Origin of the sequence: Pseudonocardia sp. CA-142604, from assembly GCF_050948475.1 — a bacterium.
Lineage (GTDB): Bacteria > Actinomycetota > Actinomycetes > Mycobacteriales > Pseudonocardiaceae > Pseudonocardia > Pseudonocardia alaniniphila.
The window spans coordinates 2,921,107-2,932,754 of the sequence record NZ_CP192045.1 but is presented as its reverse complement, the minus strand read 5'-3'; the positions used below and the strand labels follow the sequence as shown (position 1 = coordinate 2,932,754).

12 protein-coding genes are annotated in these 11,648 nt (G+C 72.8%); 3 read left to right on the top strand and 9 right to left on the bottom strand.

All coding sequences use genetic code 11. The annotated features are described in order from the left end of the window. The first annotated feature begins 19 nt into the window (after nt 1-19). Entirely contained in the window at nt 20-937 is a 918-nt protein-coding gene (locus ACQPZQ_RS13480; protein ID WP_433295539.1) for a substrate-binding domain-containing protein, read from the top strand. Here ACQPZQ_RS13480 and ACQPZQ_RS13475 read toward each other — a convergent pair. Then, nucleotides 918-1,712, bottom strand: a complete 795-nt coding sequence (locus tag ACQPZQ_RS13475) for an alpha/beta hydrolase (protein ID WP_433295537.1) — start codon at nt 1,710-1,712, stop codon at nt 918-920. The two genes, ACQPZQ_RS13480 and ACQPZQ_RS13475, sit on opposite strands and share 20 nt — an antisense overlap. Before the next feature lie 70 nt (nt 1,713-1,782). Here ACQPZQ_RS13475 and ACQPZQ_RS13470 point away from each other — a divergent pair, with 70 nt between their 5' ends. Further along, nucleotides 1,783-2,082: a DUF3040 domain-containing protein gene (locus ACQPZQ_RS13470; RefSeq protein ID WP_433295535.1), complete on the top strand. Its 300-nt coding sequence runs from the start codon at nt 1,783-1,785 to the stop codon at nt 2,080-2,082. Here the strand turns inward: ACQPZQ_RS13470 and ACQPZQ_RS13465 are convergent. The 6 genes from ACQPZQ_RS13465 to ACQPZQ_RS13440 all read right to left on the bottom strand — a co-directional run bounded on the left by ACQPZQ_RS13465 (nt 2,079) and on the right by ACQPZQ_RS13440 (nt 7,941). Continuing rightward, entirely contained in the window at nt 2,079-3,524 is a 1,446-nt protein-coding gene (locus ACQPZQ_RS13465) for a DUF2252 domain-containing protein (protein WP_433295533.1), read from the bottom strand. The two genes, ACQPZQ_RS13470 and ACQPZQ_RS13465, sit on opposite strands and share 4 nt — an antisense overlap. A gap of 223 nt (nt 3,525-3,747) precedes the next feature. After that, on the bottom strand, nt 3,748-3,948 hold the full coding sequence (locus ACQPZQ_RS13460; protein WP_433295531.1) for a hypothetical protein: 201 nt from the start codon (nt 3,946-3,948) through the stop codon (nt 3,748-3,750). Between the two features lie 284 nt (nt 3,949-4,232). Beyond that, nucleotides 4,233-5,117 carry an ABC transporter substrate-binding protein gene (locus ACQPZQ_RS13455; protein ID WP_433295529.1) on the bottom strand — a complete coding sequence of 295 codons (885 nt, stop codon included), beginning with the start codon at nt 5,115-5,117 and terminating at the stop codon, nt 4,233-4,235. Between the two features lie 30 nt (nt 5,118-5,147). Next, nucleotides 5,148-5,282: a hypothetical protein gene (locus tag ACQPZQ_RS13450; RefSeq protein ID WP_433295527.1), complete on the bottom strand. Its 135-nt coding sequence runs from the start codon at nt 5,280-5,282 to the stop codon at nt 5,148-5,150. A 342-nt stretch (nt 5,283-5,624) separates the two neighbouring features. After that, complete coding sequence (locus ACQPZQ_RS13445; RefSeq protein ID WP_433295525.1) at nt 5,625-6,767, bottom strand: acyl-CoA dehydrogenase family protein; 1,143 nt, start codon at nt 6,765-6,767, stop codon at nt 5,625-5,627. Next, on the bottom strand, nt 6,760-7,941 hold the full coding sequence (locus tag ACQPZQ_RS13440) for an acyl-CoA dehydrogenase family protein (protein WP_433295523.1): 1,182 nt from the start codon (nt 7,939-7,941) through the stop codon (nt 6,760-6,762). Before ACQPZQ_RS13440 ends, ACQPZQ_RS13445 begins: the two co-directional genes overlap by 8 nt. A gap of 188 nt (nt 7,942-8,129) precedes the next feature. Here ACQPZQ_RS13440 and ACQPZQ_RS13435 point away from each other — a divergent pair, with 188 nt between their 5' ends. Beyond that, nucleotides 8,130-8,591: an Hsp20/alpha crystallin family protein gene (locus tag ACQPZQ_RS13435; protein WP_433295521.1), complete on the top strand. Its 462-nt coding sequence runs from the start codon at nt 8,130-8,132 to the stop codon at nt 8,589-8,591. Between the two features lie 138 nt (nt 8,592-8,729). Here the strand turns inward: ACQPZQ_RS13435 and ACQPZQ_RS13430 are convergent, their stop codons facing one another. Next, on the bottom strand, nt 8,730-10,172 hold the full coding sequence (locus ACQPZQ_RS13430) for a rhamnulokinase (protein ID WP_433299174.1): 1,443 nt from the start codon (nt 10,170-10,172) through the stop codon (nt 8,730-8,732). A gap of 2 nt (nt 10,173-10,174) precedes the next feature. After that, the gene (locus ACQPZQ_RS13425) at nt 10,175-11,629 is read right to left on the bottom strand and encodes an arabinose isomerase (RefSeq protein WP_433295519.1); all 1,455 of its coding nucleotides are present in this window, start codon (nt 11,627-11,629) and stop codon (nt 10,175-10,177) included. Between the last annotated feature and the right edge of the window lie 19 nt (nt 11,630-11,648).

Sequence of the window (11,648 nt, the reverse complement as noted above, 5' to 3'; positions counted from 1 at the left end):
GAGAATAGGCTGTCACGCCGTGACCCGATACCGGGAGATCTGCGCCGACCTGGCAGAACGGATCCGCTCGGGGGAACTTCCCGAGGGAACCGAGTTGCCCGGCGTTCGTGAGCTGGCATCGCGATACGGCTCCACCGCGTCCACCGTCGGCCGGGCGCAACGCGCTCTGGCCGACGCGGGCGTGATCGTCACCTCCGACCGGCGCCGCTCCCGCGTGGCCACCGCCGGTGCCGTGGCCGCGCGCCGGTTCCTGCACGCCGACCTGGTGTTCCGGCTGGCCGGCAGCGACGACCCCGCTCTGGACGCCGTCACCCGCACCGTCGGCCGGGTGATCCATTCCGTCGAGTCCGAGGGCAGCTTCAACGGCCTGCGCGCCGTCCGCCAGGGACGGGCCGACGGCGCCGCGGTGCACCTGCTGCACCACACCGGCGTCTACAACGCCCCGTTCGCGCGCGACCTGCTGCGCGGCTGGCGACCACACCTGATCCACCTGTGGCGCCGGGAGCAGGGGCTGATCGTGCCGCCGGGCAACCCGCTCTCTCTGCGGACCGCCGCCGACCTCGTGAAGGTCCGGGTGGCCAAGCGCCGATACGGCACCGGCACGCGCGTGCTGTTCGACCGGCTGCTGCTGACCGCCGGGCTGGACCCCGACACCGTGGCGGGCCCGGAGACCGGTTCACACCTGGAGACGGGACTGTCTGTCGCGTCCGGCGTGGTGGACGCGGGCCTCTGCGTCCGCTCGGTGGCCCACGACCTCGGCCTGCACTTCGTGCCGCTCGTGGTCGAGGACTACGACATCGTGCTCGGCGCGGCCGCGCTCGACGCCGCCGCGCCGCTCCTGGTGGCGCTGCACGACCCGGCCGTCCGCACCATGGTCACGGAGCTGGGCGGCTACGACGCCACCGACTCCGGAAAGGTCACCGAGCTCGGCCCGTGATCGGCACGCTGTTCGCCACCCAGTGGGCGAACCGGACGGCCAGCACGCCGTAGAGCACGGGGTCGGTGCCCATCCCGGTGTGGCTGCTGCCCACCTCCACCCATTCGGCGTCCGGGTCGCGGCACGACCGCCAGCCGACCACGCCGTCGTCACGTGAGTAGATGGACACGGCGGGCACCCGCAGCGGTGCGGCCAGTCCACCGGCAGTGGCGTCGCGGCACGGGCCGGTGAGGCAGTCCTGGTCGAGCAGGCCACGGACCCCGAACGCCGACAGTCGCACCAGCACCCGCAGCAGACGCGCCGCGAGCCCGCGCGCGTCGAGCGGATCGAGCACCGGGCTGCCGAACATGGCGAGGCCGCACACCAGCTCGGGACGGCGCACCGCCACGAGCCTGCCGAGCATCCCGCCTCGGCTGTGCCCGAGCAGGACGACCGGTCCCCCGGTGCGCCGGACGTGGTGCTCGACGCGTCGCTCGAGCCGGGCGACCAGGGCGTCCGAGCAACCGAGATTCATCCCGAGGCGCGCGCCGATCGGCACATAGCCGCGCCGGCGGAGCCAGTGCCGTAGCAGCGCCAAGTTCATGTCGAGGCCACCGAAGCCGGGAACGACCACCACTCCGGTGCCCCCGCCCTCCATCACGCGGGTGGTCCAAACGGGGTGGCGCAGTAACGCAGGCGTGCTGAGCCCGATGGCCGGGCCCAACGACCGCATGAGCTGCCGGACCGAACGGCGCAGCCGCCGTCCCGGTTGCTCCATTTCCAGTCCGAGGGTCACGGGCGTCATTCCTTCCGCTGATCCCGGGCCCCCCGATAGTGAACTGACGCGTTCCCGGGTACTCAGCCGCATGCTCCCAGAACGACACCACGGGCGCCCGCTCACCGGGACGGAACAGAAGCGGCTCGACGAGCTCGCCCGCCGGCTCAGTGACGACGACCCACAGCTGGCCGCGGCACTGCAGCGCGGCCGGGCCGAGTCCCCACCCTCGTCGCCGCGGCCTCTCGCGTCCCGCAAGGCCGTGGCCGTCGCCGCCCTCCTCGTGGTGCTCGCCACGGTGCTGGGTGGAGTGGTGGGCACGGGCGCGATGCTGCTCGTCCTGGGCATCACGATCGGGGTGAAGGCGTTGGTGCGGCGCTCTCGCCGCTAGACCCCGCGCTCTATGGGCAGCACTCCGCGCGCCACGGCGGCGACGAGCGCGGCGTGGTCCGCCTCGGTCTGGTCGGCGTATGCCCTGGCGAACCGGCACATCGCGTCGTCGAGCTTCTCGGAGCGCCCGACGTAGCCCGCGATCATCGACGCACCACTGGTACGGGCGTGGCCCTTGGCGAGCAGGTGACCGACGACGCCCGCGTAGTCGGCGAGCGCGGACGCATCGATCGAGTCGATCGCCACGGCACCCTTCATGTTCCGGAACTGCCGGACGTAGTACTGGTACACGTCATCGTGCTGGCCCGGCGCTGTGGTCCAGCCGAGCAGCGGGTCGCTGACGGTCTGCAGCGCCTGCTGGTACTCCACCACCCGCTGACCCTGGTGGGCGTGCCAGGCCGACTCACCGTGCACGTACCGGGCGAGCACCGAGCGGCGGGCCTGCTTGAGCTGCAGGAACACCACGTCCTCCGGGGAGGAGCCCTCCAGCAGCGCGACGTACGCCCGAAGGCCCACGCTTCCGACGCCCACCACCTTGTGCGCGATGTCGACCAACGTGTAGCCCCCGAGCACCCGGCGCCAGTGCGGGGCGAGCGTCTGCAGGTACTCGTCGAGGGCGACGGCGAGCAGCTCGGCCTCACCGACGGGCACCCGCGTGATCAGCGGCGGTTCCTCGACGATCCGGCGGCGGCCCTCGACCTCCTCCGTGAAGCGGGGCAGCGCGCGGTCGCTCGTGCGCTGCCGGGCACGTCTGGCAGCCCGTTCCACCTCGGCACGCAACGGGCCCGGGGCCTCCTGCGCGAGCCGGTCGACGTCGAGACGCTCGTAGGACCGCGTGAACAGCGGCAGGTCGGCGAGGTGGCGCAGCTCGGCCCGGTAGGCCGACACGCACGACGACACGGCGGCCGCGCAGTTGTCCTCGCTCGCGCCGTTCTGCCGCCCGGCCACCCAGACGCTCGCGACGAGGCGGCGCAGGTCCCACTCCCAGCCACCCGGGTGGGCCTCGTCGAAGTCGTTGAGATCGAACACGAGGTCGCGTTCGGGCGAGGCGTAGAAGCCGAAGTTGCCCACGTGGGCGTCGCCGCAGACGACGGGCGTGATGCCCGTGGCCGGCAGACCCGCGACGTCCTCGGCCATCACGACGGCCGATCCCCGCAGGAAACCGTAGGGCGACGCGGCCATCCGTCCGACCCGGATCGGCACCAGCCGGCCCACCCGGCCCTCGTGGCTGTCCATGATCTGCTGCACAGGGTCCGGCCGGTCCGCCGGTGGGTTCCACTCACCCAGCGCCGAGCGCGGCACCCGCTTGCGCAACGCCTTGCCGAGTGCGTACCGCTCGGCGCGGGCCATGGGCCGCTGCCGCAAGGAGGAGTACGCCGAACCGTCGGCGTCGGCGAGCACGGTATGCGCGCTGACCGGGGGATGGTCAGCCGTACCCGTCACGCGGGCGATGCTACGCCTCGGACCGTCCGGTCAGCCGTGCACAACTGTGACGCTCACGGCCATCAGCCCAGCTCGGCGTCGGGTTGGATCGGTCGACGTCGGTCGGGCCCCACGACGAAGGCAGGTGAACGTCCGCGGACGTTCACCTGCCCTGGTCGAAAACCCGTGATCTCCTGTCTGAGCATGGTCGCCGCCGGCGAGGCCGGCACAGCGACGTCCGCTCTCAGGAACACCAGGTCATCATGCCCCACTGGTCGGCGCACAGAGGGCTCGGCGCCTGCGGCGCAGACTGCGTCGCCGAGGTGGCGGCGCTGCCGGCGGGCAAGGGCGAGGCCATCGCGGTCGCAGCCGGGACGATCGCAGCGCCGGCGGCCAGGGTGGTCGCGGTAGCTGCCAGGACGAGGCGGCGCTTCCAATTGCTCATGACGTTCTCCAGGTTCTCTCGAGGCAGGACCGAGGTCGGCCCCGCGGATGATGGGAATGCTTCGAGGAACTCCGTGAATCCGTTCCTCGGCGGCCGTAGTTGCCGCAAACAGATTTGAGGTAATTGCGTCGCCGATCCATGGTGGCGTCCCCCGACGAGCGAGGGTTGTCCCTGGTGGGGAGAACCCGAGAGTCCCGGCCGACTCCCCGGCACCCCTCGCCCCGAGGATCAGCGCGGCGGGTGTCGACGGTGGTCAGCGGGCCGTCCCGTCGGCAGCCCGTCGCTCAGCGCAGCACCGCAACCCGTCCCGGAGCCGGCTCCGGGACAGCGCCGGGGTGCAACGACCACGCCAGCGCCTCGACGCCGTCGACCAGCCGCGGGCCGGGGCGGACGACGAAGGACGCCGAGTCGATCGCCACGATGGGCCGCCCGGGAAGCCGGTCACGCACGACCGCGGCCTGCTCCACCGCTGCGTCGAGACCGAACCCGCACGGCGCGACCACCACCACGTCGGCGGGCAGCGCGATGAGCTCGTCCCAGCTCGCCGCCACAGAACGTCCCCCGTCGGCGCCGCCCAGCGGCTGCCCGCCGGCGAGCCGGACGAGCTCGGGCACCCAGTGCCCGGGCAGGAAGGGCGGGTCGATCCACTCGAGCATCAACACGCGCCGACGGGGGCGTCCGGCCACCGCGGCCCCGACCGCGGCGAGGCGCTCACGCAGCGAGCCGACCACCGCCGCAGCACGGTCGGCGGCCCCCACCCGCGTGCCCAGCGCGATGATCGCGGCGAACACCTCGTCGAAGGTGTGCGGATCGATCGAGAGCACCTCGGCATCGCGGCCGATCAGCGCCCTGGCCTCGTCGAGGGCGCCAGCGGGGAGGGCGCACACCCGGCACAGGTCCTGGGTGAGAACGAGATCGGGAGACAGCGCGGCGAGAGCGTCGCGGTCGAGCTCGTAGAGAGGCAGCCCGCGCGCCGTCCGGTCGCGGACCACGGAGTCGATCGTGGCCGGGGGCAGACCCGGCGGCAGGACCGTGTCGACCACGACCGTGGCGCGGCCGCGGATGCCGACCGGTTCGTCGCACTCGAACGTGACGGCCACCAGATCGTCCGCGTGTCCGATCGCCGCCACCATCTCGGTGGCCGCCGGCATCAGCGACGCGATCCGCATCCGATCAGAGTAGGTAGGCCCCCACCCAGCTCAGAGTGCGACCAGCCATAGCAGGAAGAGCAGCACGGTGGCTGCGAACAGGATGCTGATGACGCGGCCACCCCATGGGGCGGTGGTGAGGCACGGACCCGACTCGTCGACGAGCTCGGGAGCGACGGTGGACATACCCGATCATCGCGGGAGGGCGCAGGAAAGTTACCTGCGCAACGGGCGTCTCGGCAGAGCCGGGCAAATTGGCGATGAACGGACGGCGCGGCGGCCGTTTCCGGGCGGCGATGTGACCCTCGCCCGGGACACGTGACCTCTCGGCCGGCCCATTCCTAATGTCGCTGGAATGGACAGCTCCCCGAAACCGAGCATGAGCCGCACGTGCCCGTGGTGTGCCGCAACGAGCGTCGTCGCGTTCAGCGAGGAGGGCCTGGTCCGGGCGCTCGTCCGGCACCTCGAGGCCTGCCGGGGCGACGGGTCGGGTATTCAGGCGCCTGGACCGGCCCGGTAGCTCGCCTGTCAGCCGGTGGCGACCGCAGGCACTCCCACGGCAACAGCGCGGTCGAGCACCAGCTCCGCGATCCGCTCCCGATGCTCGGCGGCGCTGCCCAGGAGGGCGGCGTCGGTGACCGCGCGCTTGAGGTACAGATGTGCCGAGTGCTCCCAGGTGAAGCCGATGCCACCGTGCAGCTGCACGGTGTCCTCCGCCACCCGCTGGTAGGCCTCCGAGCACGTGGCCTGCGCGATTCCGATCGCGAGATCGGGGTTGTCGGTGCCGTCCTGCAGGGCCCACGCCGCGTGGTAGGCCGTGGACCTCGCATGCTCGACGAGCACCAGCATGTCGGCGCACCGGTGCTTGACGGCCTGGAACGAGCCGATCGGCCGGCCGAACTGCAGCCGGGTGCCCGCGTAGGCGACGGTGCGGTCGAGCATCCGCTGCGCGCCGCCCACCTGCTCGGCGGCCAGCAGCGCGGCCCCGGTCCGTAGTGCGGCCGTGATCGCCCGCTCGGCGTCGGCGCCCGACGCGAGGGCCCGCGCAGGCGTGGCCGCGAACCGCACGGCGGCCTGCCGTCGCGTGCGGTCCAGTGTGGACAGTGGGACGCGCTCGGCCCCGTCCACGAGGAAGAGCCCCACCCCGCCGCCGGTACGCGCGGCGACGAGCAGCACATCCGCCGTGCCGTCGACGACCTGGCTCACCTCACCGGTCAGCGTGCCGTCCGACTCCGTGACCGTCACGAGCGCCGGGTCGAACCGGCCGCCGCGGTCGGGCACCGCGAACGCCGCGGTCCGCGTGCCCTCCACCAGCGACGCCAGCAGGCCCTCCTCGACCTCCGCCCCGGCCAGGGCCACGAGCGCGGGTACCGCGAGCCCGACGGTGCCGAGCACGGGCCCGGGCACCAGCGCCGCCCCGAACTCCTCGGCCACCACGGCCTGGTCCACGAGCCCGCCGCCGACCCCGCCCAGTTCCTCGGGCACCGCGAGCCCGAGCACGCCGAGTTCGCCGCCGAGCCGGGCCCACAGCGCCGGGTCGTAGCCGGTCTCGGACTCCATCAACCGGCGCACGATGTCCTCGTCGAGGCGCTCCGCGCAGAACTGGCGCACAGCCCGTCGCAGGTCCTGCTGTTCGGGCGTGAAGACGAACTCGGTGCCCGTGTCAGCCACGCGGCACCTCCTTCCAGGGCTTTCCGGAGTCGGCTCGCAGGTCGCCGGGCAGACCGAGGATCCGCTCACCGAGGATGTTGCGAAGCACCTCGGACGTGCCGCCTTCGATGGTGTTGGCACGGGAACGCAGGAAGCGTTGCTGGACGGGGCCGCGGTAGTCCTCGCTCCTCTGGACGTCCCGCTGCGTGTAGTCGCTGTACAACGTGGCCTCCGGGCCGAGCAGCTCCATGCAGAACTCGTAGACGTGCTGGTTCAGCTCGGCCGACACGAGCTTCGCGATCGAGCCCTCCGGCCCCGGCGAACCCGACGTCGCCGAGCGGCGGGCGCGTTCGTCGGTGAGCCGCTGGGCCTCGGCGCGGGTCCAGAGCGCAGCCAGCTTGTCGCGGAGCACGGGGGTGTGCCTGTGCGGGTAGCGCGCCCACAGCTCCACGGCGTCGGCGATGGCCCCGGCACCGCGGACGGAGGACGACCCGCCGATCGCCGAGCGCTCGTTCATCAGCGTGGTCATCGCGACTCGCCAGCCGTTGCCGACGGCACCGAGCCGGTGCGTGTCGGGGATGCGGGCGTCGGTCATGTAGACCTCGTTGAACTCCGCCTGCCCGGTCATCTGCCGCAGCGGCCGCGTCTCGACGCCGGGAGCGTGCATGTCGAGAACGAAGTAGGTGAGGCCCTTGTGCTTGGGCTGGTCGGGGTCGGTGCGGGCGAGCAGCAGCGCGTAGCGGGCGCGGTGGGCAAGGCTCGTCCACACCTTCTGCCCGTTGACCACCCACTCGTCGCCGTCCAGCACCGCGGAGGTGGCGAGGCCTGCGAGGTCGGATCCTGCGCCCGGCTCGCTGAACAGCTGGCACCAGATGTGCTCGCTCGTCGCGAGTGGTGGCAGCAGTTCCTGCGCCAGCTCGCGGGACCCGTGCTCGAGCACCGTGGCCGCGGCCATCCCGTGCCCGATGGGGTTGAGGAAGAACGGGTTGGGACCACCGGCGCCCTGCAGGATCGCGTCCGCCCTGGCCTGCAGGCCACGCGACACCCCGAGCCCGCCGAGCCCCTCCGGGAAGTGCACCCAGGTGAGCCCGGCGGCGAAGCAGGCGCCGAGGAACTCCCTGGTAGGCGTCGATCGGGGATCGTGGGTCTCCACCACCTGGTGGGCGGCCTTCTCGACGCGCGCCCTGTCGTCCATGACACCTCCGTGACGGTCAGTGGTGACCGTAACTGATGTTGGCACGCCCGTCATGGGTCGCGGAGCACAGCAGCCTCGTCCCGAAAGTTGGCAAGGAAATCTCAGACTATGGGAATTGAGTCGGGGCGACTCAGGTTGAACCGGGTGTCGGGCCGGGTGTGACCGGCCCCTGATCGAGGAGATGGACCATGAGCACGCTCTCCCTGTGGGCCCGGCGCGACCCGTTCGCCGAGTTCGATGGCCTGTTCCGCCGCTACGCGGAGCCGGTTGCACGGCAGGGCTTCGTACCGGCCGCCGAGGTCGAGCGCGATGGTGAGGACGCAGTCGTACGCCTGGAGCTCCCGGGCCTCGACGCGGAGAAGGACGTCACCGTCGAGATCGACGGCGGCAAGCTCGTGGTGCGCGGTGAGCGCCGCGACGAACGCACCGAGGACCGTGACGGCCGCACGCTCCGGGAGGTCCGCTACGGCTCCTTCCGGCGCAGCTTCGGCCTGCCTTCGCACGTGACCGCGGACGCGGTGACCGCGTCCTACGACGCCGGCGTGCTGACCGTCCGGGTGGCAGGGGCCCACTCCGGCAACGGCGCACGGCGCATCCCGGTGACCGCCGGTACGCCCGAGGTCGAGTCGGCCGAGCGTCCGGCTGCCTGACCGCCCCCGGCCGATGGCCCCCTCTCCTGTGGGAGAGGGGGCCGACCCCACGACTGAACCTCACCGCACACACCTCGTGGCCGCCGCACACATGGCCTGACGTGTGTGCCGTGGCCAGCAGGTATGTGCGGCCAGGCCTTATCCGTGTACCCGGCGTTCGGCCGACGCCCAGGCGGCCTCGTCGCCTCGTGGCTCGTAAGTCGTGAGCTCCTGGGTCCGGACCAGCAGTTCGCGCAGCGCGGCGAGGTCGCCGCTCACCGCGCCGAGGGAGCGGGCCTGGACCAGCACGTTGCCCAGCGCCGTGGCCTCGACCGGCCCCGCGACCACCGGCAGCCCGCAGGCGTCGGCGGTCAGCTGGCAGAGCAGGGCGTTGCGGGCGCCCCCGCCGACGACGTGGACGACGTCGACCGCACGGCCCGAGAGCTCCTGTGCCGCACGCACCGCGCGGCGGTGGGCGAGGGCGAGACTGTCGAGGATGCAGCGCACCGTGGCCGCGCGGCCCTGCGGGACGGGTTCCCCCAGCCGTGTGCAGGCGTCGGCGATGCGGGCGGGCATGTCGCCCGGCGGGAGGAAGGCGGGATCGTCGGCGTCGACGACCGCTGCGAACGCCGGCACCGCCGCCGCCTCGGCGAGCAGAGCGGTGAGGTGGGACCCGGGCCAGACGCGCAGGCACTCCTGCAGCAGCCACAGCCCCATGACGTTGCGCAGGTAGCGCACGGTGCCGTCGATGCCGAGCTCGTTCGAGAAGTTCGCCGCGCGTCCCTCGGCGGAGAGCACCGGGGCCGGCAGCTCCACACCGACCAGCGACCACGTGCCGCAGGAGATGTAGGCGAAACGCTCCCCCGTCGCCGGCACGCCCACCACCGCCGACGCGGTGTCGTGGGAGCCGACGGCGACCACGGGCACCGGCCCGGCGAGTCCCGTCTCGGCACGTACGTGCGGCGCCAGCTCCCCGATCCGCTCCCCCGGCTCCAGCAGCGGCGCGAAGAGGCCCACGGGGATCCCGGCCCGTGAGATCAGGTCCTTCGACCACGTGCGGGCGCGCACGTCGAGCAGTCCCGTGGTGGAGGCGTTGGTGATCTCGGCGCGACGGGCACCGGTGAGCCAGTAGGCGAGCAGGTCGGGCACCAGCAACAGGTCGTGGGCCGCCTCCAGCTGGGGCGAGCCCGCGGCCGCGACGAGCTGGTAGATCGTGTTGAACGGCAGCTCCTGAACCCCGGCGACCGCGTAGAGGTCTGCCGCGGGGAGCGTCGCGTGCAGCCGCTCGGGCACGCCCTCAGTGCGTGCGTCGCGGTAGTGCACGGGGTTGCCCAGCAGCGCGCCGGTCCCGTCGAGCAGGCCGAAGTCGATCGCCCAGGAGTCGATCCCGACCGAGTCCAGCGGCGCCTCCGCGCCCGCAGCGCCCAGTCCGTCCAGCACGCCGCGGTAGAGCGCCAGCACGTCCCAGTGCAGAGTGCTGCCCAGTCGGACCGGGCCGTTGGGGAACCGGGCGGCCTCGGCGAGATCCAGTCGGCCGGGACCGACGTCGGCGGCCATCACCCGGCCGCTCGACGCCCCCAGGTCGACCGCGGCCACCCGCACGGTCACGGGACCCGTACCTCGACGAACTCCAGCTCCACGAGGTCCGCGACGGCGGCGAGCTCGGGCACCTTGTGCCCCGTGCCGAGCGCCCAGTGGTGATCGACGCCCGACGCGCTCCAGACGTCGGTCCACTCGCCCGGGTCGCACCCGAAGTCGACGCGGGAGGTGGTGTTCCCGATCTGCAGATGCGGCCCGGGCACCACCTCGCCCTCGGCGGCGACCAGGACGAAGCGCCCGTCGCGCCGCTGCCCGATCCCGCAGAGCGTGACGGGGCCGTGCTGCACGTCGAACTCGACGGAGACGCCGCGCCCGCGCTTGCCGTGGTAGACGCCGAGCCCGCGCAGCAACGGCCGCCGCGAGCTGATCGCCAGGTGCGCAGGCCCGTCGTGGCCCATCTCCACCACACCGGCGGTGAAGTCCAGCGCCTGCAGCTCCGTGAAGGAACCGCCCGCGCCGAGCCGGTCCAGCACCAGCATGGCGATCGAGTTGCGTAGCTCGTACTCCCCCGCCGCCGGCACGCCACGGGCGGTGAGCAGCGAGGCGCCGAGGATCAGGCCCGCGGCGAGCGTCTCGTGCTGCTCGCCGCCCAGGCCGCGGTGGTAGTAGGCGAGCGAGTCGAGCGCGAAGTCCTCGACGAGCCGGTCGAGGCCGACGGAGACCCGCGCGCCCCACTCCAGGTCGGCGGCCTCCACCGAGGCGTCGACGTCGAAGACCGCACGGGCCAGCGCCACCCGCTCCTGCGTCTGCGTGTCGGTGACGGCCTCGACCCGCACCCGCAGGTCGTCGATCTCCAGCACCTCGACGTGCCCACCGAGCTGCGCCGACACGGACGACAGGTCCGTGGCAACGTCCAGCATGCCCGGGTAGAGGTGGCCCATCAGGCCGTGCCGGGCGTGGCGCAGCGTTCCCCGGACGCCCGCGGCCCGCACCCACCGGGCGATCCGTGCCCACGCGCGCTCGTCCTCGACGTGCCCCGACACCGATCGGAACGCGACCCCGGCGCGGTCGAACGCGTTGGCCATCTCCGGGAGCGGGCAGGCTCCGCAGTAGGCGAGCCAGGCTCCGGTGTCGAAGGTGGCGTGGTCCATCCGCTCCGTGGGCTGCAGGTTGATCAGCAGCACGGGCGCACCGCTGCGCTGCGCGACCGGCACCAGCATGGACGCCGTCATGTAGGTGGTCAGGAAGCCGACGATGAGATCGCAGCCCGCGACCCGCAGCTTCTCCGCGGCGGCCGCGCCCTCCTGCGCGTCGGAGATGAAGCCGACGTCGACGACCTCCACCTCGTCGCCGAGCGCCCGCAGCCGCTCCGACACGCGCGCGGCAGAGCGGCGCAGCTGCGGGAGCAGGTCGGGGAACTGCGGCCAGTACGCGCCGAGCCCGCCGGCCACGAGCCCGACGGTGGTGCGTCGCGAGGTGGTCCGCACGAGGCCCGCGGGGGTCTCGAGCACCGAGGTCATGACAGCTCCTCTCCTTCGA